Annotated in this window: 14 protein-coding genes; 7 read left to right on the forward strand and 7 right to left on the reverse strand. The window is 60.3% G+C overall.

The genetic code is table 11. The features are described 5' to 3' along the window. Positions 1–435 precede the first annotated feature (435 nt). The 7 genes from cobA to HFD95_RS02475 form a co-directional block, all read right to left on the reverse strand. Complete coding sequence (cobA, locus tag HFD95_RS02445) at positions 436–1,275, reverse strand: uroporphyrinogen-III C-methyltransferase (protein ID WP_167429783.1); 840 nt, start codon at positions 1,273–1,275, stop codon at positions 436–438. Next, positions 1,275–3,893 carry a nitrate reductase gene (locus HFD95_RS02450; RefSeq protein WP_010245802.1) on the reverse strand — a complete coding sequence of 873 codons (2,619 nt, stop codon included), beginning with the start codon at positions 3,891–3,893 and terminating at the stop codon, positions 1,275–1,277. The genes cobA and HFD95_RS02450 overlap by 1 nt, the downstream gene beginning before the upstream one ends. Beyond that, entirely contained in the window at positions 3,890–7,954 is a 4,065-nt protein-coding gene (nirB, locus tag HFD95_RS02455) for a nitrite reductase large subunit NirB (protein ID WP_163762950.1), read from the reverse strand. Before nirB ends, HFD95_RS02450 begins: the two co-directional genes overlap by 4 nt. A gap of 10 nt (positions 7,955–7,964) precedes the next feature. After that, on the reverse strand, positions 7,965–8,753 hold the full coding sequence (locus HFD95_RS02460; RefSeq protein ID WP_010245808.1) for an ABC transporter ATP-binding protein: 789 nt from the start codon (positions 8,751–8,753) through the stop codon (positions 7,965–7,967). A gap of 10 nt (positions 8,754–8,763) precedes the next feature. Beyond that, positions 8,764–9,636: a nitrate ABC transporter permease gene (ntrB, locus tag HFD95_RS02465; protein ID WP_010245811.1), complete on the reverse strand. Its 873-nt coding sequence runs from the start codon at positions 9,634–9,636 to the stop codon at positions 8,764–8,766. 11 nt (positions 9,637–9,647) lie between these two features. Then, positions 9,648–10,898 (reverse strand): CmpA/NrtA family ABC transporter substrate-binding protein, encoded by a 1,251-nt coding sequence (locus tag HFD95_RS02470; RefSeq protein WP_010245814.1) that lies wholly within the window; start codon positions 10,896–10,898, stop codon positions 9,648–9,650. Positions 10,899–11,160: 262 nt separating this feature from the next. Continuing rightward, the gene (locus tag HFD95_RS02475; RefSeq protein WP_010245817.1) at positions 11,161–12,375 is read right to left on the reverse strand and encodes a nitrate regulatory protein; all 1,215 of its coding nucleotides are present in this window, start codon (positions 12,373–12,375) and stop codon (positions 11,161–11,163) included. 488 nt (positions 12,376–12,863) lie between these two features. Here HFD95_RS02475 and HFD95_RS02480 point away from each other — a divergent pair, with 488 nt between their 5' ends. The 7 genes from HFD95_RS02480 (at position 12,864) to HFD95_RS02510 (ending at position 20,398) form a co-directional block, all read left to right on the forward strand. Further along, complete coding sequence (locus HFD95_RS02480; protein WP_010245819.1) at positions 12,864–13,355, forward strand: hypothetical protein; 492 nt, start codon at positions 12,864–12,866, stop codon at positions 13,353–13,355. Between the two features lie 85 nt (positions 13,356–13,440). Then, a complete protein-coding gene (icmH, locus tag HFD95_RS02485; RefSeq protein WP_010669997.1) occupies positions 13,441–14,658 on the forward strand; it encodes a type IVB secretion system protein IcmH/DotU in 1,218 nt (405 codons plus the stop codon). Then, positions 14,658–16,772, forward strand: coding sequence for a type VI secretion system membrane subunit TssM (gene tssM / locus HFD95_RS02490; protein ID WP_010245825.1), 2,115 nt, complete (start codon positions 14,658–14,660; stop codon positions 16,770–16,772). The genes icmH and tssM overlap by 1 nt, the downstream gene beginning before the upstream one ends. A gap of 13 nt (positions 16,773–16,785) precedes the next feature. Continuing rightward, positions 16,786–17,484: a type VI secretion system-associated protein TagF gene (gene tagF, locus HFD95_RS02495; protein WP_010245828.1), complete on the forward strand. Its 699-nt coding sequence runs from the start codon at positions 16,786–16,788 to the stop codon at positions 17,482–17,484. A gap of 36 nt (positions 17,485–17,520) precedes the next feature. Further along, positions 17,521–18,657 carry a type VI secretion system-associated FHA domain protein TagH gene (gene tagH / locus HFD95_RS02500; protein WP_010669995.1) on the forward strand — a complete coding sequence of 379 codons (1,137 nt, stop codon included), beginning with the start codon at positions 17,521–17,523 and terminating at the stop codon, positions 18,655–18,657. Beyond that, the gene (locus tag HFD95_RS02505; protein ID WP_010669994.1) at positions 18,654–19,430 is read left to right on the forward strand and encodes a PP2C family serine/threonine-protein phosphatase; all 777 of its coding nucleotides are present in this window, start codon (positions 18,654–18,656) and stop codon (positions 19,428–19,430) included. The genes tagH and HFD95_RS02505 overlap by 4 nt, the downstream gene beginning before the upstream one ends. Positions 19,431–19,444: 14 nt before the next feature. Beyond that, the gene (locus HFD95_RS02510) at positions 19,445–20,398 is read left to right on the forward strand and encodes a hypothetical protein (RefSeq protein WP_010245838.1); all 954 of its coding nucleotides are present in this window, start codon (positions 19,445–19,447) and stop codon (positions 20,396–20,398) included. Positions 20,399–20,413 lie beyond the last annotated feature (15 nt).

The raw sequence follows: 20,413 nt of genomic DNA on the forward strand, positions 1-20,413 counted from the left end.
GCCTTTCCTGCACGACGCACCGTCTTACCAACCCTCACCTGCCTTCCCACACTGGACTGCTCTTTTCGTCCTGCTCGGGCACTTCCACTCTCATCAACCGCACTCAATCCAGATCTGATCCCAAAAAAAACCGCACCGCCGCCAGCCGGGCAGGAAGGGCCTGCCTGAAGAGCAAAGTGTGCGAGCCAGGGATGGCGAGCCCAGTCTGCAGGGATGCGTGATCCCTTTGCGATCAGGCAGGCCTTTCCTGCACGCCGCACCGTCTTGCCGCACCGTTCCGGCCTTACCACCAAGACATACGCCCACTCAATCCAGACCTGATCCCGCAAAACCCCGCACCAATGCCAACAGTGCAGGTAAGCCCTGCCTGAAGAGCAAAGTGTGCGAGCCAGGGATGGCGAGCTCAGTCCGCAGGGATGCGGGATCCCTTTGCGATCAGGCAGGTCTTTCCTGCACGACGCACCGGCTCACCGTCTCCCCACCCCGCACCTGCAAATCCGCCCGATAAAACCGCACCACTTCACCCACCATCAGCAACGACGGAGACACCGGCTTATCCCGCGCCACCGTCTCCGCTAATCCCCCCAGCGTGGTAATCAACACCCGCTGATCGGGCCGGGTCCCATTCTCAATAATCGCCACCGGCGTCTCCGCATCACGTCCCTGCGCCTGCAACTGCGCACTGATCGACGCACTCCAGCTCAACCCCATATAAAACACCAGCGTCTGATTCACCGCCGTCAGCGCAGCCGCCTCCAGCTGCGGCTCGCCGTTCCGCCCATGCCCGGTAATCAACCGCAAAGACTGCGCGCAATCCCGATGCGTCAACGGAATTCCGCTGGCTGCCGCACAGCCCACAGCCGCCGTAATCCCTGGCACGACCTCACAGCGAATCCCGGCATGCTGCACGCTCACCATCTCCTCGCCTCCGCGACCAAAAACAAACGGATCGCCCCCCTTCAGCCGGATTACATTGCGTCCACTGCGCGCCAGTTCCACCAGCAACTGATTAATCTGCGCCTGCTTCAGACCATGCTGCCCCGGCTGCTTACCCACATCAATACACAACGCCTGCTCCGGCACCTCCGCCATCACCGCGTCACTCACCAGCCGGTCATATACCACCACCTCAGCACGCTGCAGCAACCGCAACGCCTTAACGGTCAGCAGTTCCACATCGCCAGGGCCCGCACCCACCAGCCACACCGCGCCCTGTTGCGACACGGCATCCACCGGGGCCAGTAACTTATCCAGAGAATCAATTGCTCGTGTCATCATTCCTCCGACATCACTTCGGACAGCAACAACTGCTTCAGCTCCGGAATACAGGAGCCGCACTGCGTGCCGCACTTTAGCTTTTCGCCCAACGCCTGAGTTGTACGACACCCCTGCGCCACCGCCTGTAAAATCGTCTGCTCACCCACCGCCATACAACTGCAAATAATCCGTCCCGTGGCCGCGCCCTGCGCGGGCTGTCCTGCCAGTACACTGTGCCGCCCTGCCGCATCCTGCGGCGCATGACTAAAGGCCTCGGCGACCCACGCACTATCAATCGACGGCAACACGGAGCCGGCATAAAACGCCAGCTGCAACTCGCCGTCACGCCATGCCAGCAACCGGTAATCATTGCCGCTGCCGGTCGCAACCTGCCTGTGACAGCCTGAAAGAACAACCTGCCCGTCCAGCCAGACCTGCGGCGAGCCCTCGCCCGCCACCGCATAACGCTGCACCGCCGGATAGGGGGTACGCGCCCAGTAACGCAACCCTGTGGGCTGCGCTATCTCGCGCTGCCATAGCCAGCCCTGCCAGCTCACCCTCAACGGCAGAATCCGCACCGACGTCTGCTTCAGCGCGGGCTGCCCCGAAAACGGACAGGCGCGGGCGGCCACCAGTAAATCGACGTGACTCTGCTGACTGAACTGCCGGTTCCAGTGCATCGGCACAAACAGCTCGCCGCGCCGCATCCCGGCATCGACACGCACCCGCACGCTAATCCAGCCCTGAACAGACTGCACCCGCGCCAGTCCGCCCGCCGTCACGCCATACGTTGCCGCATCCGCCGGATGCAGCGCGACAAACGGTTCATCGCAATGCTGCATCAGACGCGGCACCAGCCCGGTACGCGTCATGGTGTGCCACTGATCGCGCACCCGTCCGGTATTCATCAACAACGGATACGCCGGTTCGCGCGGGGCGACAACCGGCGTGGCCGGCACCCGCAACCGGGCCTTACCATCCGGATGAAAAAACCGACGATTGCCAAACAGCCGGGCGCAGCCCTGCGGACAGGCCGCGTTAACCGGCCACTGCACCGGACGCAGCGCATCCCAGTCAGCATTACTCAATTGCGCCAGGCCGCTGATATCAAACGCCCTGGCGCCCCGGTTCTCGAAACCTGACAACGCCGCATGCTCACGGAAAATCTCTGCCGGATGCTGCCAGTTAAAGCCTTCATCAAACCCTAAACGCCTGGCCACCTGCGACAGCAACCACCAGTCAGGCCGGGCGTCACCGGGTGCGGCGGCAAAAGCGCGCTGACGTGAAATACGCCGCTCGGAATTGGTCACCGTGCCGTTCTTCTCGCCCCACCCCTGGGCGGGCAGCAGAATATTGGCAAAGGCGCTGGTATCGGTCTGCGCCATCACATCTGATACAATCACCAGCGGACAGGCCGCCAGCGCCTGCGCGACGCGGTTGCCCTCAGGCATCGACACCGCCGGATTGGTGCCCATAATCCACACTGCTTTCACCGTGCCATCCGCCAGTGCCCGGAAAAGATCCAGTGCAGTCAGTCCCGGTTCCCGGGCAATGGCCGGACTGCGCCAGAAACGCTGCACCCGTTCGCAATCCGCTTCAGTAAAATTCATATGCGCCGCCAGCTGATTCGCCAGGCCACCCACCTCCCGTCCTCCCATGGCATTTGGCTGTCCGGTCAGCGAAAAAGGACCACAGCCCGCGCGGCCTATTTTGCCCGTCAGCAGATGCAGATTAAGAATCGCCTGGTTATTGTCGCTGCCGGTGGCGGACTGATTAATCCCCATGCACCATAGCGTCAGCACCCGATCGTGCTGGCTGAAAAGCTGGAAAAAGTGCGCGACCTGCTGCACGGTTAAGTCACATGCCTCTGCCACTCGCGCCACACCCCACTGCGCTGCGGCGGTCAGCGTCTCGTCCACACCATTCAGGTGCGGCAACATGCTGGCATCAATGCCATCCTGCTGCGCCAGCCAGTGCAGCAGACCGGAAAACAACGCCGTATCGCTGCCGGGCCGCAACGGCAGGTGGAGATCGGCCTGATCGCAACTCGCCGTACGCCGCGGATCGATAACGACAATACACATCGCCGGACGTTGCAGCTTCGCCTGCATCAGCCGCTGCCACACCACCGGATGCGCCCAGGCAGCATTAGACCCCACCAGCAGCACCAGGTCGGCCTGCTCCAGATCCTCATAGCAGCAGGGCACCGCATCGGCCCCCAGCGCCCGCTTATAACCGACCACCGCCGACGCCATGCAGAGCCGCGAATTCGTATCGATGTTGGCTGCACCGATGTAGCCCTTCATCAGCTTATTGGCGACGTAGTAATCCTCGGTCAACAGCTGGCCGGAGCCGTAAAACGCCACCGCCTGCGGGCCATACTGATCGATAACCGCCCGCAATCCCGCCGCCGCCGCATCCAGCGCAGCGTCCAGGCTGACGCGCTGCCCGTTAACCTCGGCGTTCAGCAAACGCCCTTGCGGCGTCAGGGTCTGGCCCAGCGCTGCGCCTTTTACGCACAACCGACCTGCATTCGCGGGATGGTGCGGATCGCCGATCACGGTTGCCTGATGCGCCCCCTGCGGGGTGACGCAGACGCCACAGCCGACGCCGCAATAGGGACAGGTACTGTTCATGATGCCTGCGCCAGCTGATCCAGCGGACGATTTGCCAGCCAGATCTGACCCGCTTCCAACTTCACCGGCCAGCAGCGCAGCTGATGCTGCGGGTTATCCAGGCTCTGTCCGTCACGCAACCGTATCCGCTGCTTATAGAGCGGGGAGATCACCACCGGCTCGCCGCCCACATCGCCAAGGATCCCACGTGAGAGCACGCTGGCGTCGCTGCCGGGTTCGCGGTCTTCCAGCGCAAAAAGCGCATCGCCAAAGCGGAACAGCGCAACACGTTCGCTACCCAGTCGCGCCCCGATCCCCGCCTGCTGAGGAATCGCCTCCAGTGTACACACCGCGCTCCACGGCTCGGCTGGCGGCGGTAACAGCGGACGATCGGTAACGGCCTCCGGCTGACGCTGACCGCGCACCCGGCTGTAGTGCAGCGTCTCATCCGGGCGATCGCTGTTGACCGTAGGGGTAAACAGCGCAAGTCGTGAAGGATCCGCCAGCGTGGTCTGCCACTCGCACTGATACGCGTCCACCACCCGCTGCATCTCCTGCTCCAGCGTCTCGCCCAGACCGAGGCTATCCTCAATCACCACCTGACGCAGATAGTCCAGGCCGCCTTCCAGATTGTCCATCCAGACGCTGGTGCGCTGCAGCCTGTCTGCGGTGCGGATATAGAACATCAGCAGGCGGTCGACATAACGCAGCAGCGTGGCATCATCGAGATCGCTGGCGAACAGGTCGGCGTGGCGCGGCTTCATGCCGCCATTGCCACACACATAGAGATTCCAGCCCTTTTCCGTGGCGATCACCCCGATATCTTTGCTCTGCGCTTCCGCACATTCGCGGGTACAGCCCGATACCGCCATCTTGATCTTGTGTGGGGCGCGCAGCCCCTTGTAGCGGTTCTCCAGCGCAATGGCGAAAGCGGTTGAATCCTGCACGCCGTAGCGGCACCAGGTCGACCCCACACAGGACTTCACAGTGCGCAGCGACTTGCCGTAGGCGTGACCGGTTTCAAAACCCGCCGCCAGTAGCGTCTGCCAGATATCAGGCAGTTGATCGAGCCGCGCGCCAAACAGGTCGATACGCTGACCGCCGGTGATTTTGGTGTAAAGATCGTAACGCGCCGCCACCTCGCCAATCGCGATCAACCCCTGCGGCGTGATTTCGCCCGCCGGGACGCGCGGCACCACCGAATAGGTGCCATCTTTCTGGATATTGGCGAAATAGCGGTCGTTGGTGTCCTGCAACGGCAGATGCGCCGGTTTTAGCAGATAGTCGTTCCAGCATGAGGCGAGCAGTGACGCCACCAGCGGTTTGCACACTTCACAACCCTGCCCCCGACCATGTGACGTCAGCAGCGCATCAAAGGTTCTGAACTCACCGGCCCGCACCAGGTGATAAAGTTCCTGGCGCGAATAGCTGAAATGTTCACAGATATCTTTTTTTACCTCGACACCGAGGTTTTCCAGCTCAAACTCCATCACCTGTTTTACCAGTGCCGCACAGCCGCCGCAGCCCGTAGCCGCTTTGGTGCAGCTTTTGATGCTGCTCATCTCACCGCATCCGCCTTTCACCGCCGCGCAGATTTCGCCCTTGCTGACGTTGTGACAGGAGCAGACCTGGGCGCTGTCAGGCAACGCCGCGACGCCTGGCGCTTTCGGCGCCCCCGACAGCGCAGGCAGGATAAGGCTTTCTGGCGCGGCAGGCAGCGGTAACTCATTGAGCATCATCTGCAGCAGCGTGGCGTAGTCGCTGCTGTCACCGACCAGCACGCCGCCCAGCAGCCGGGTGCTGTCGGCAGAAACCACGATTTTCTTGTAGATGCCTTTTGGCCCGTCGGTCCAGTGATAGTGCTGACTGCCCGGCGTGCGGCCATGCGCGTCACCAAACGACGCCACCTCCACCCCCAGCAGTTTCAGTCTGGTACTCATGTCCGCGCCGCTGAAGGCGGTGGATTCAGCCGCCAGATGCCCGGCCAGCACGCGTGCCATCTGATAGCCTGGCGCGACCAGACCGAAGATCTGACCGTTCCACAATGCGCATTCACCAATGGCAAACACCTCTTCATCGCTGGTCTGGCAGCGATCGTTAATCTCAATGCCGCCGCGCGGTCCCAGCGTCAGGCCCGCTTCACGTGCCAGCTCATCGCGCGGCCGGATACCGGCGGAGAACAGCACCAGATCGCCGGGTAAACTGCTGCCGTCAGCAAAGCGCAGCACCACGCTACCGTCGGTCTGACGCTCAATCAGTTCGGTCTGTTTTGAGGTGTGAACCGTGACGCCCAGCGCATCGATCTTCTGGCGCAGCATCAGCGCCCCGCCCTCATCGAGCTGCACTGCCATCAGGCGTGGCGCAAACTCCACCACATGCGTTTCCAGCCCGAGCTGCTGCAGCGCATTCGCCGCCTCCAGACCCAGCAGGCCGCCGCCAATCACGATGCCGCGCTGGCTATTGCGGGCGCAGGCAGCAATGGCATCAAGGTCATCCAGCGTGCGGTAGACAAAGCAGCGTTCGTCGTCGTGGCCCGGTACCGGCGGTACAAAAGCACGCGAGCCGGTAGCCAGCACCAGCTTATCCCACGCCAGCTCATTGCCCGCGCTGTCACGCAGACTGCGCTGCTGACGATCGATCGCTACGACTGCGCAGCCGCTGCGCAGTTCGATGCCGTGCAGGGTAAAAAAGTCCGCGCTGACCAGCGACAGATCGTCGGCCGTTTTGCCGTTGAAATAGTCCGACAGATGCACCCGATCGTAAGCCTGCTGACGCTCCTCGCCGTAAACCACGATGTGGTAGTGCTGATGCAGTTCGCGGGCAACCAGCTGTTCAAGAAAGTGGTGACTGACCATGCCGTGACCCACCACGGCTAATACCGGTTTACTCATCTCAGGACTCTCTGCAGCCTGCGGCTGCGGTTCAGGTTGACGGGAATCGAACAGGGCTTCGAGCGTGACAGCTTCGGTGTGCAGCAGACGCGCCAGCAGCGCGGGACCCTGCCGGGTGTCGCCAGAGAGCAATACGCCACAGAGGCGGCCCTGACGAAGAAACAGACGGCGGTAGTCGCCGGAGATCGGATCAAAACTGCTGATGGAGGGTGCCTCACTGACATCCCCGGCGCTGAACAGCGAAATGCCACTGACTTTGAGCCGCGTCGCCTGCGGCTGGCTGACAAAATCCGCCAGTGGCGACCCCGCCAGCTGTGCGGCCAGAATCTGCGCCTGCGTCAGGCAGGGTGCGACCAGGCCAAAGGTTTCGCCGGCAATTTCGCAGCACTCGCCTACGGCGTACACCGACGGGACCGCTGTGCGTAACTGCCCATCGACCAGAATGCCGCGCTGACACGGCAGACCCGCTGCCTGCGCCAGCGTTATCTCCGGCTGAACGCCGATGGCAATCACCACCTGCGTGGCGGCGCAGTGACGACCGCTGGTCAGCGTCACACCCGCCTCGTCAATCGCCGTGAGTCCGCTGTTCAGCACGCAGCGGATACCGCGCTGCTGGAGTGCCGTCAGCAACAGCTCGCCCGCCTTTGCATCCAGCTGGCGATCCAGCAGCCAGGGTTTGTGATGAACCAGCGTAACCTCACGCCCACGGGCACAGAGTGCCGCCGCCGCTTCAATGCCGAGAAAACCACCGCCCAACACCACCACCGGTCCCTGGCACGCCAGGAGTTGCCGGACGTCGGCGATACTGCGAAAACCCAGTACGCAATCCGCGTTGATGCCGGGAATGGCGGGCAAACGGGGCTGTGAACCGGTGGCAAACACCAGCCGATCCCAGCCCAGCTGGCGATAATCGGTCTGCACTGTACGTGCCGCCAGATCGACCTGCAGCACGGTTTCGCCGGATAGCAGCGTGACGCCGTGCCGCTCATACCAGTCGCGATCGTGGATCAGCGTTTCACTGAACGGCGTTTCACCTGCCAGCACCGGCGACAGCAGCACACGGTTATAGTTGCCGTGCGGCTCGCGGCCAATGACCGTGATGGCGTAGCGCTGCGGCGCACGTTGCAGCAGGCTCTCCACCATCTGCATTCCCGCCATGCCATTACCTATCACCAGCAACCGTTGCTTCATGGTCTGTTCCTTACGCCGCAGTGGTCTGTTTTTCATAGAGGAAATGCAGCACTTTCTGTCGCAACTGGTGGTAGCGCGGCTCATCCGCCAGCGCCACCCGTGAACGCGGACGTGGCAGATCGACAGTGAGGATCTCGCCAACCTGCGCCGCCGGGCCGTTAGTCATCATCAGCACCCGGTCTGACAGCAGCACGGCTTCATCCACGTCATGGGTAATCAGCACGATGGTGGTGTTCAGCTCCTGCTGAATGCGCATCACGCTGTCCTGCAGATGAGCGCGGGTTAAGGCGTCCAGCGCGCCAAACGGCTCATCCAGCAGCAGCACGCGTGGCTTCATCGCCAGCGCCCGCGCAATACCGACGCGTTGCTTCATACCGCCGGATATTTCGCCGGGCCGCTTGTGCATGGCATGGCTCATCTGCACCCGGTTAAGGTTGTGCTCGATCCAGTCACGCATCTCCGCTTTGCTGAAGCGCCCTTTAAACACCTGTTGCACCGCCAGCTCGACATTCTGAAATGCCGTCAGCCACGGCAGCAGCGAATGGTTCTGAAACACCACCGCGCGCTCCGGACCGGGGCCAGTGATTTCGCGGTTATCACACAGCAGCACGCCGCTGCTGGGCCGGGTTAAACCGGCAATCAGGTTCAGCAGCGTCGATTTGCCGCAGCCGGAGTGGCCGATCAGACTCAGGGTTTCCCCTTCGTGAATATCAAAACTGACATTGTCCAGCGCCAGAAACTCGCCGCTGGCGGTGGCAAAACGCTGGCTGACCTGCTGGACGCGAATGATCTGTTGCATCGTGCTCTCCTTATTTATCCCAGCTAAAACGACGGACCAGCAGCATCAGCCCCTGTTCCAGCAGCAGCCCGATTACGCCGATGACCAGAATGGCGACCAGAATATTTTCCACGTTGAGGTTGTTCCACTCATTCCAGATCCAGAAGCCGATGCCCAGTCCGCCGGTCAGCATTTCGGCGGCGACGATCACCAGCCAGGCGATGCCGATAGAGAGACGGACCCCGGTCAGCACCGCGGGCAGCACGGCGGGCAGCAGGATCCGGCGCATCACCGTCCACTCAGAAAGCTGTAACACCCGCGCCACGTTGAGGTAATCCTGCGGAATACGCTGTACCCCTTCGGCGGTGTTAATGATCATTGGCCAGATCGAACAGATAAAAATGGTCCAGCTGGCGGCAGGCTCGGCGCGCTGAAACAGCAGCAGGCCAATCGGCAGCCAGGCCAGCGGACTCACCGGCCGCAGCAGGGCGATGACGGGATTGAACATCTGTGCCATAAAGCTAAAGCGACCGATTAAAAAGCCCGCCGGAATGCCGACCAGCGCGGCCAGGCCGAATCCAATGCCGACGCGTTGCAGCGACGCCAGCACGTTCCAGCCGATGCCCTGATCGTTGGGGCCGTTGCTGTAGAACGGGTCAGCGAACAGGACCTGAGCGGCCTGCCAGGTGGCGTAAGGCGAAGGGAAACCCGGTTGCGACAGCGCCGCGATCTGCCACACCAGCAGCATTAATAACAGGCCACCGGTGGCGGGAATGGCGCGCTGCAACAGCGGACGCAGACGCGCCGGACGGGCTGCGGCTTTCGGGGTGACCTGTAACGGAATAACGGTGGCACTGTTGTGACTCTGCACCGGCTGCGCCAGGGCGCGCGCGTCAGTTTTCATAGCAACCTCTCTTAACGTTTGATAGCGAAACTGGCGGCATAGGCGGCAGGATCACTGCCATCCCAGACCTTGCCGTCGATGAAGGTACTGCTGCGCATTTCACTGGCGGGCAGTGCAACCTGTCCGACTGCGCTGGCGGCCTGTTTGTAGATGTCGATGCGGTTGATCTGGCGCGCCACCGCGAGGTAGTCGGGATCGCTGGCAAGCAGGCCCCAGCGTTTCATCTGGGTCAGGAACCACATGCCGTCTGAGAGCCAGGGAAAACTGACGTTGCCGTTGTCAAAGAAGCGCATCGGGTGAGCGTCCTGCCACGACTGCCCCAGGCCGTTCTGATACTGACCGAGCATCCGACCCTGTAACGTCTCCACTTTGGTATTGATCCAAGCGCGGCCGGCTAACACCTGCGCGGTTTCGCGGCGGTTGTCGTCCGAGGCATCAATCCAGCGCGCGGCCTCCAGCACAGCGGCGGTGAGTGCACGGGCCGTGTTGGGGTTCTCTTTCACCCACTCTGCGCGGGTGCCGAGCACTTTTTCCGGATGCTCCGGCCAGATCTGCTGGCTGGTGGCGGCGGTAAAACCGATGTTGTCGCTGATGGCGCGCTGGTTCCACGGCTCACCAACGCAGAAGCCGCTCATGTTGCCAATTTTCATGTTCATCACCATCTGCGGCGGCGGCACGACCACGGTGCGCACGTCATCAAACGGGTGGATGCCCGCATTGGCGAGCCAGTAATAGAGCCACATGGCATGGGTGCTGGTCGGAAAGGTATGGGCGAAGGTAAAGCTGCCTTTGGCGCTGCCATCAATGGCCTTTTTCAGGCTGGCCGCATCGGTGACCCCACTGGCTTTCAGCTGGTTCGACAGGGTGATCGCCTGGCCGTTATGGTTGAGCGTCATCAGGTTCGCCATGTCGTGCTGCGGACCCGCTACGCCCAGTTGCAGGGCGTAGATCATGCCGTAGAGCACATGCGCCGCATCCAGCTCACCGGAGGTCAGTTTGTCGCGCACCGCCGCCCAGCTCGCCTCTTTGCTGACCTGCAATGTGAGACCATACTTTTTGTCGAAGCCTTTCACAGAGGCCATCACCACCGGCGCGCAGTCAGTGAGCGGGATAAAGCCGACCCGCACCTGCGCTTTTTCTGGCGCATCTGATCCCGCTGCCCAGACCGCATTTCGTAATCCCGGAACGATCCAGGCCGCACCCAGCGCGGCGCCGGAGATCAGCGCCTGACGTCGTGTCAGTGAAAATGGCGTTTTGCTCATCTTGTTGCCCCTGAACAGAAATAAAAAAAGGCGTCCTCCGACAAGCCGAAGCCTGCGGATGGACGCCTTTATCCAAAGCACTGACCCCACCGCCATTGGCGGGAGCAATGCGTACTCTCTATAGGGATTAAGCAAAGGATGTGCCAGATCGCCGAAACAGCCTTAATGCCGATCTGCGGTGACGCACTGTTGAAAAATTAACCGTTTTTGCACGTTTCTGACGCAGATCACGCACAAAGGTTGTGCAGCTACCTCATCCGGGTTAGTTGCTCAGGGTCTTCGCTACCGCCAGTACCGCCTGCGCGATCTCCAGTACCCGCTTATTCTGATTCATCGCACTTTTGCGTAATGCCTGCCAGGCGGCCTCTTCTGTGAAACCCTGCTGCTGCATCAGCCAGTGTTTGGCCTGATCGATCACCCGCCGCTCGTCCAGTGAGGCGCGCATCGCCGCCAGTTCATCCGCCTGCTGCTGCAAACGCTGCGACTGTTCGCCAATCAGCGATAGCACCGAGCGCCCCAGCTGCGGGGCCAGACCGTCGCTGTCGAGCGCCGCCGCGCCAGGCAGCCAGTCCGCCCCGGAGACGTAAAGCGAAAAATTGCTGTCGCCCTGCACCACTGTTCCTGCCGCCTGCTGTTGTGCCTGATCAATGGCAGCCCGGCAGCGCTGCATCAATGTCGCCGTCAGGGCATCCTCCAGCATTTTCATCTGATCCAGCCGCTCAGAGAGCAGGGAAAACCAGTGCAGCGCGCCGGTCTCATCACAACGGCCGCCGGTGCAGGCGATGCGACGAAGGCGTTCGATGTCGCGGCTGGCCTGAGCCAGCGGCTGCCAGGATTCACACGCGGCGCTGTCAGCAAACTCCCGGAAGGTGATAAAGCTCTGCTCCTGTGCCGCAATCAGGGCGACCATCTGGCTGCGCTGGTCGGGGGTGAACTGACGCGCCGCAAAGCCGGCTGAGCCGATGGCCCGCTCCTGCCCGGCCAGTTCTTTGCCCTGCATAAAACTGAACAGGGCGATCAGTGCACGGGAGATGCCGGGATAGCTGGCGGTGTCGGCCGCCTCAAACACCAGATTGAGTAAAGTACGGATAACCTGGTTAAAGGCGGCCATCGCCGCGGCCTGATCAAGCTCACGCTGGCTGATTTGCTGGCGCAGCGCAGGCAGTCCGGCCAGCGCCTGCAGGGCAGCGGCAATCAGGTTGCAGAAGCGGCTGTAGCCGGGCTGCGCTATGGCGGCCGGCAGCGCCTGATAAAAATGCTCCAGGCCGGCGCTGACCTCCTGCTGGCGGGCATGACGTTCGGCGCTGAACAGCGCTCCGTCAGAGCAGATCCAGAGATTGTTTGCGCCACGTTCCCGCTGCAACCGATGGACCAGTTCACTGACGGCAGCCATCAGCTCGCCGGTTTCCAGAAGACGTTGCAGGCTGGCGATATCGCTCGCGCGTGATGCCTGCAGCCAGGTCAGGGCGTCCCTCATTGCTCACCTCAGTGCGGTTAAAACCTTTCAGAAGCAAAAGGCGTGCCGCTTTCCTGAAAAAAGAGGGTCTGAGCAGGGGCGTAAAATCTGATTTTGATAAGTTTCTTAACGCAAACTGATAAATTTTTTCGGCAACAAGTTATTAGTAAATCTTAATAGTTTCCAATCGGATTCATTGCATGTCAGAATGCGCGGCACTGTTCTCAACCAGTTTGTCTCTGCGATAATTCAGTTCGCTTTAACTATCACATTACCTGGCGCTTTTCTTATACCGAAACCCGCCCGTAAAGCGCCTGCTATCACGCATCAGCAGCGGGTGCAATGGTTTGAATTCTCAAAAGTCTTAGGTAAACTGAATGCGTTACTATCCCGATGTAATCTGACCCTTTTTTTAAAAACAGAATTTCGGCACGATGCGGCGCGATAAAGATCGCCCCATGGCATCGGGCCTGGCAATATGCAGATACTTTGATGAGATCACGAGGAACATGGTGAAAAAGAGTCTTGCGTTAACGCTGCTGGCGGTTCTTACCCTGGCAGGCTGTAAGGCCCCGCCGCCGCCCGTCACTGACGATACGCTGGTTACCAGCGAAATTAACGGCGTCAAACTGGTCCATCGACACGCTGTCGCGGCACCGACTGAATTTGAGCCGGTCAATCAGACCTGGCGGGCGCTTTATGGCGCATCCGTCATGACCTCGCCTGATTACGGCGGCAAAGTGGTTCGCTATCTCGAAACGGGTAAACCGTTCGAAGTATTAGGTAATGTGGAACACAGCTGGCTGGCGATTGCTGACCAGGCTGACGGCCCGCTGATCGGTTATGTGCCGTTAAAAGCGGGTGTAGAAAGCAGCCGTTATGATGCCACCGTGCAGAGCGATCGTCCCCGTCCCCGCAAAACGAAACAGGTCTGTGTGGCCGTCGGCGGCGCCAGCAAAGCCTGCCGGACTAACGATACCGCGACCTGGATCTTAGACTGAATATGAAATCCGGCGCATATTGCCCGCAGAACCGTCCCGGGCTGCGGGTACAGGGATTTGCCATTGGCTGGAAGATCACGAATTAATGACTGTGGAATCCCCTGCGCGTGAGGCGACCCCCTCAGGCAATGAGAATCTCTTACTTCAGGCTGCGGCGCCACTGCTGAACGCGGTGGTGCAAATTCGTCAGGCAGCCACCCACGATGACCCTGCGGGTCTGCGCCAGTCTCTGATCGATGAAATCCGCCAGTTTGAACAACGCTGTAAACAGGCAGGGCTGCCGTTTGAGATGATTATCGGCGCGCGTTACTGCATCTGCAGCGCGCTCGATGAAGCGGCAGCGCAAACCCCCTGGGGCACGCGCGGCGTCTGGTCTGGCAATGGCATGCTGGTGACCTTCCATAATGAAAGCTGGGGCGGCGAGAAATTCTTTCAACTGCTGTCGCGCATTTCACAAAGCCCGCAACAACACCTCTGGCTGCTGGAAGTGGTGCAATACTGTCTGCTGCTAGGCTATGAAGGCCGCTATCGCGGCAGTGAAAATGGTCGCGCCCAGTGCGATGGTATCCGTAAACGCCTGAAAACCCTGATTGACGAAACGCGTGCCCAGCGCCAGACAGCGCAACCGCCACTGGTTGAAGTGCATCCGCTGGTTAGCACCCTCGCCCGCCCGATGGTGCCGCTCTGGGCCTGTGCCATGCTGGTCGCGCTGATCGGCTGCCTGATCTACAGCGGCCTGAACTGGCGTCTCGGTAATGCCGCCGAACCGCTGCTGCGTACCATCTATCAGACGCCGCTGCCGCAGATTACCGCGGGCCGTCGTCCCTCTTCCCCGCAGGCGCTGCTCGATCTGCGTCAGCGCCTGAATGATGTGATTGCAGCCGGGCAGCTTGAGGTCAGCGATGGTGCCTTTGGCAGCAAAGTGATCATCCCCGCGGACAAACTGTTCGCCGAACAGGGCACGGTGATCAATCCGGTCGGGCGCGCCCTGCTGGCCCGCGTCTCAACCGCGATGAAAGATGTCAAAGGGACCATTCTGGTGTCGGTGTTTACCGATGATCATCCGGTGGATAACAGCCGCTTTGCCTCCAGCTATGAGTTCTCATTTGCCCGCGCCCGCGCCATCACCCAGTTGTTACAACTGCAACTGGCTGACGGCCATACGGTTCGCTCCGAAGGCCGCGGCGACAGCGACCCCTTGCTGCCCAACGACAGCAGCGAAAACCGGACCCGCAACCGCCGCGTTGAAATCACCCTGTTTGCCGCGCCTGAAACGCTCAGTAATCATCAAGGAGCACAATAATGCGCGCCTCCCTTCGCCTGCTGCTAACGCATCGCCTGCTGTGGAGCTTTATTGGCGTCACGGCGCTGAGCTGTCTGGTCTGGATGCTGGGACCGTTCTGGTCATGGGGCGAATCGCGCCCACTGGAACCCGTACTGCCTCGCCAGCTCACCGTAAGCGCCCTCTATTTTCTCTGGATCCTGTTCCAGCTGATCCCGTCGCTCTATCGTGCCTGGTTCAACAGCCGCTTACTGACCCAGCTTCAGCTGTCGGGCAACGACGACCCGGCGGAACGTCAGATGACCGAAGAGCGGCTCAACCAGCGCTTCAGCGAAGCTGCGATGCAGCTGAAACGCACTCAGTTTGGCCGTCGTCACAGCGGGAACCTGCTCTCACGCTTTAACGCTAATTATCTCTATCAGCTGCCCTGGTACCTGGTCATGGGTGCGCCCGGCGCTGGTAAAACCACCGCACTGTTTAATGCCGGCCTCGATTTCCCGCTGACCGATACGCTGGGCAAAAATGCGGTCCGCGGCGTCGGGGGCACCCGCAACTGTGACTGGTGGTTTACTGACAGCGCGGTGCTGATTGATACCGCCGGTCGTTATGCGTTGCAGGAGAGCCAGCGCGTGCGAGATGCCGCGGAATGGCACAGCTTTATCAACCTGCTGAAACGCTATCGCACCCGCCAGCCGATTAACGGTGTGATCATGACCATCAGCGTCGCCGATCTGCTGAGTGACTCAGCCGAGGCGCGTTTCGCCCAGGCCAGCGCGCTGCGTGAGCGCATGGCAGAACTGCATCAGCAGACCGGTATTCACTTCCCGGTTTATGTGATGGTCACCAAAACCGATCTGCTGAAAGGCTTTATGAGCTACTTCGGCTCGATTGATAAAGCGCGGCGTGACGCTATCTGGGGCTTCACGTTTAACTGGGAGCTGGGCAAGCCGCACAAAGATGACTGGCATCGCCATTTTGGCCAGCAGTTTCAGCGGCTGGAACAGCAGCTCCAGCAACAACTGGCGGAGCAGATGACCCATGAGCGCGACCTGAACGAGCGCGCTGAGTGCTTCCTCTTCCCGCAGGAGTTCGCCTCGCTGCGTCCACTGCTGAACGAATATCTGGATATCGTTTTTTCTGACCATCAGGATGCGGTCGCCTGGAGCCCGCGCGGCCTCTTCTTCACCAGCGGAACGCAGGAAGGCCTGCCGTTTGATCGGGTGATGGGTGAACTGAGCCGCAAACTGCAATTGCGTCAGGCGGGCGATCACTCGATTGCGGCCTGGGACAGCGTTAATCGCAACAGTCCAATTCCCGGCAACAAAGGCCAGAGCTTTTTTATTCGTGACCTGCTCAGCGATCTGATATTCAAAGAGAGCGGCCTGGCCGGCAGTAATCGCCGCTGGGAGTACCGTAATCAGCTGTTCCACTGGATTGGCTACGGCGTGCTGGCAGGCGCCCTGCTGATCGCCTCCAGCCTGTGGGGCATCAGTTACTACCAGAATCAACAGTATCTGCAGCAGGTAGCCGCACGGGTACCGCTTATCCGTGAGCAAAGTCAGCAGGTGATTCATCAGCCTGCTGATAATATTTTTGATCTGCTACCCTTTCTGAATAACCTGGTGAAGTTGCCGCTCTCGGCGCGCTTTTCTCTCGATAATCCGCCGCTTACTATGCGGGCGGGCTTATATCGGGGTAATCAGATCAGCGATGCCGCCTGGGTGCTTTATCAAAATGCGCTTAAGTCTTTGTTGCTGCCGCGTGTGGCGCAGCAGATCACGAATATTCTGCGCAACGATCCGGGTGATGATAACGCCTACAGCCGCAATGCGCTGCGCGCCTATCAGATGCTCTATCAACCGCGTAATTATGATGGCGAGTTTTTACGGGCATGGCTGCTGCAAAATTTACAGCGCTCACTGCCCGATACGGTAAGCGCCCGCGACCTGCAGCAGCTTGACTGGCACCTGAGCCAGCTGCTGGATCAGCAGATTCAGTCGTCGCCTTATGCACGTGATAATGCACTGATGATGCGCAAGCTTGCAGAGAATCTGAAAATTGCGGACCAGGCGGGCGGCGTGCTGGCGGTAGCGCCGCGGCACCCGGCCCCGCAATCAAACTCGCATAGCGAGTAATGGTGAGGTGAACATGGCTGCTTACACGGCCCCCGGCTGGTATGGCAAGCTGCCGTCGACCGGTGACTTTTTGCACCATCGACTGAGCGAGCAACAGATTAGCCCGTGGAATCACTGGTTCCAGCAGGGATTAATGCACTGGCATCAGCAGGCGTATTCCTACAGCGCGGACTTTCTCCATGCGCCGGTGTGGAACTTTGTGCTGCCGGTTACCGCGACCCGGCCGCAGATACAGATGGGCTGTCTGCTGCCCTCCTGTGACCGCGTCGGACGCGCCTGGCCGCTGCTGGCCCTGCACAGCTTCACGCTGGCTCAGTGGCATCCTGCTCAGCTGACCATTTCCGGCGACTGGTTTCAGGATCTGGGCGCGACACTGTTACGGGCGGTTCAGACACCGCTGAACGGCGAGCAGTTAGAGCAGCAGATACAGGCTTTACCACCGCTGCTGGTGCCGGCCAGGAAGCCCTCTGAAATCATGGATGTGATCGGTTTTCAGGATCTGCCCTGCACGCTGAGCTGGCGTGAAGTGGCTGAACGTTTCGACCCTCAGCAGCATATGAGCTACTGGTGGAGTAATCGCAGTGATGGTTTTGCCCACGCGACCCACAAGCACAGCGGCAACCTCACCGCGCAACTGTTTTCGTTACTGTTTAACCCGGCGGCAGGTTCACAGCCGGGACGTAATGGCCTCTATCCTCCGATGTTCGAGTGAGGCCGGAAGCGTTTGCCGTTCAATCTGGGATAACTCATGCAATTTACCATTGTGCAATGCACTACGGATGTTCCGGTCAGAAGCGTCGCGTTTCAACCGCCTGGCGGCACCATTGGCCGCAGTCAGGACAACGATCTGGTGCTGCCAGATGAGACTCGGGCCATTTCGCGTCTGCAGGCGCTGGTTCACCTGTCGCATGACGGAGAGTGCCGTCTGACGAACCAGGGCAGCGTGACCCCGGTGGAGCATAACGGCATTACCCTGGGTCGCGGCATGCAGGTCGTGCTGAAGCATGGCGATGCGTTGCGCATCGGTGACTATGCGCTGGAAGTACGAGACCCCGCCTGCCACGACACGCAGAGCGATCCGCTGGCGCTGTTTGCTGGCGACAGCGCTCAGCCCGCAAATCCGCTGGGCATCCACGAACATCATGAGGTTGAGGACCGGCTGCTGGTCAGTGAGGCAACGCCCTCACGCCACGAGCGCCACAACGATGCGCGACTGGCTATCGATCCCCAGGCCAGCGAGCCGCGTCGGGCGCTGACGGCGCAGCCGGTGGATCAGGATCGGCTGATCGCCGCACTGCTGGAGGGGATGGGGCTGAGCAACGGTCACGCCACGCCGGTGGATGAAGAGCAGATGCGCATTACTGGCCGGATGCTGAGCCTCTTTTCCCAGGGCACCGTCGCGCTGCTCTCTTCGCGATCCATTCTCAAGCGTGGTGTCAAAGCGGACATGACGATGATCCTGAATGAGGCCAACAACCCGTTCAAGATCCTGCCCTCCGGCAAAACCGTGCTGATGCAGATGTACCAGAGCCAGATGCCCGGGTTTATGCCGCCGGAACAGGCGGTACGCGATGCCCTGGTCGATTTGCAGGCCCACCAGCTGGGGATGATTGCCGGTATCCGCGCCATTATTGCGGCGATGCTGCAATCCTTTAATCCGCAGCGGCTGGAGGAGCAGGCGCGTGCCGATGGCGTGGTGTCAAAAATGCCCTTTTCCGCCATGAAGAAGGCGGCGCTGTGGGACTACTTCACCCGTAATTATCAGCGTACGGCCGGAGAGATCGAAGATGATTTCCATACGCTGTTTGGCGAGGCCTTTCTCCATGCCTATGACATGGAGGTGAATCAGTATAAGGACTCTCAGACGCGGGTAGATGAACCATGAAAATCGTTTTTGCCAGCCGCTGCCAGCAGGGGCTACGCGATGAGAATCAGGATCGCACCGGCGCAGAGCTGGATGAGCGTAAAGCCTGCTTTGTGGTCTGCGATGGCGTGGCCGGTCTGCCCGGCGGCGAGATGGCGGCACAGCTGGTGCGTGACACACTGCTGAGCCAGTTACAGGCGCACGCCGACCTGACGCCGGAGATAACCCATCAGGCGATTGAACAGTGCCGCTTAGCGCTGCATGAGGCACAGGGTAAAAATCCGAAATATTCACGCATGAGCACCACGCTGGCGGCCCTGTTTATCGACCGCGAAAAACAGCGCGCATGGTGGGCGCATGCCGGTGACAGCCGGGTTTACCACTTCCGCCGCGGCGTGCTTCATGAGGTCACTCGCGATCACAGTCTGGCCCAGCAGCTGAAAGAAGCGGGCTATGAAAATACCGGCATTAACAGTAATTTACTCTATAATGCGCTCGGCGCTGAACCGCCTCGCTTAGTGAGCTTTTCGCAGGAGATTGCGCTGGAGGATGGTGACGCGTTTCTGGTCTGCACCGATGGCTTCTGGCTGAATCTGGCCAGTCATGAAATGGAACAGGCGCTGCGCATGGTGAATGCCTGCGAAGAGTGGCTGGCTCTGATGGAACAGGCGGTGAGCCGCAACGTTAAGAAAGATAATCTCAGCGCACTGGCGGTCTGGATTGGTGAGCCGGAGGAGGCAACGCTGCTCTATTCACTGGCTGATTCGGCGCGCTTTCTGCCGCCTCGTTTTTGATTCCAAGGATCCTTATGAAACTGTGGTTGCCCGGCATCATCACCCTGCTGATTGCCTTTCACGCCCAGGCTGAAAATTATCGGGTTGTCTACTCCCCCAGCCTGGCGCTGGAGGTCTATATCGATAATGTGGTGAGTAAAGCGCCTGACGACTGGTGCAAAGAGACGCTGCCACTGCGCATCGTCTCCGGCAAAAGTAAGGATTCGGCGGTGCTGACCACCTTTTTACCGCGCGTCGGCACCCTGCTCGCTAATCAGTGCGGATTACTGGACGAGCTGCCCTGGCAGATGACCAGTAAAGAGGGTGGCGTACTGGCCAGCGGCAGCGCCAGTAAGCTGCAGAACTGGCGTCCTATCGTGATGGCAGATGCCACCGCCAGCGCCAGTGAGAGTAATGCTGCACCGCTTGACCTGTCTCGGCCCGCCAACAGCACGCCGCTGCAACATTTTGATCTCCCCAGCGGCTGCCATTTTCGCACCGCCTGGGATGAAAATGCCCAGACCCTGTTTATCCCGGATGTCAGCAAGCAGCAGTGCTCACCGGATGGCTGGGCAGAAGGCAAAAGTGAGCTGATGCTGGCGACCCCAGACCACCCAACGCCGGTGGCAGTCACCTTTTATCAGGGCTATCCCATCGCCAATCTGACGATCCCGGACAGCAAGCTGGAGGTTATCGCCGCGAACAATCAGCGCATGATTGTGACACGCCCGGATGCGAATGATAGCTGGCTGGTGCTGCCCTTTGATGCCAAACAACATGTCTGGCGCTTCAATGGTGCCCTGTTGATAAAGATGGATAAGAATGCTGCGCAGCAGGATGCTGACGCTGTGAAATCGCGAGTTGATACGTTGCGCAGCCACTGGGCGCCCTATTTCATGCCACAGCAAAAAGTGAATGTGTTACTCATCGACACCCTGCACGCGGATCTGGTTGATCCTGCCATTGGTGCCTGGCGTAACATCAATTAATTACCGCGCAGCCTG

The organism is Pantoea sp. EKM10T, from assembly GCF_011800685.1.
Classification (GTDB): Bacteria; Pseudomonadota; Gammaproteobacteria; order Enterobacterales; family Enterobacteriaceae; genus Pantoea; species Pantoea agglomerans.

Bases quoted from the DNA above. Each gene is read 5' to 3' on its own strand.
- HFD95_RS02480 (WP_010245819.1), top strand. From the start codon at position 12,864: ATGGTGAAAAAGAGTCTTGCGTTAACGCTGCTGGCGGTTCTTACCCTG.
- ntrB (WP_010245811.1), bottom strand. From the start codon at position 9,636: ATGAAAACTGACGCGCGCGCCCTGGCGCAGCCGGTGCAGAGTCACAAC.
- HFD95_RS02510 (WP_010245838.1), top strand. From the start codon at position 19,445: ATGAAACTGTGGTTGCCCGGCATCATCACCCTGCTGATTGCCTTTCAC.
- HFD95_RS02460 (WP_010245808.1), bottom strand. From the start codon at position 8,753: ATGCAACAGATCATTCGCGTCCAGCAGGTCAGCCAGCGTTTTGCCACC.
- HFD95_RS02450 (WP_010245802.1), bottom strand. From the start codon at position 3,893: ATGAACAGTACCTGTCCCTATTGCGGCGTCGGCTGTGGCGTCTGCGTC.
- cobA (WP_167429783.1), bottom strand. From the start codon at position 1,275: ATGACACGAGCAATTGATTCTCTGGATAAGTTACTGGCCCCGGTGGAT.
- nirB (WP_163762950.1), bottom strand. From the start codon at position 7,954: ATGAAGCAACGGTTGCTGGTGATAGGTAATGGCATGGCGGGAATGCAG.
- tagH (WP_010669995.1), top strand. From the start codon at position 17,521: ATGCAATTTACCATTGTGCAATGCACTACGGATGTTCCGGTCAGAAGC.
- HFD95_RS02505 (WP_010669994.1), top strand. From the start codon at position 18,654: ATGAAAATCGTTTTTGCCAGCCGCTGCCAGCAGGGGCTACGCGATGAG.
- HFD95_RS02475 (WP_010245817.1), bottom strand. From the start codon at position 12,375: ATGAGGGACGCCCTGACCTGGCTGCAGGCATCACGCGCGAGCGATATC.
- HFD95_RS02470 (WP_010245814.1), bottom strand. From the start codon at position 10,898: ATGAGCAAAACGCCATTTTCACTGACACGACGTCAGGCGCTGATCTCC.
- tagF (WP_010245828.1), top strand. From the start codon at position 16,786: ATGGCTGCTTACACGGCCCCCGGCTGGTATGGCAAGCTGCCGTCGACC.
- icmH (WP_010669997.1), top strand. From the start codon at position 13,441: ATGACTGTGGAATCCCCTGCGCGTGAGGCGACCCCCTCAGGCAATGAG.
- tssM (WP_010245825.1), top strand. From the start codon at position 14,658: ATGCGCGCCTCCCTTCGCCTGCTGCTAACGCATCGCCTGCTGTGGAGC.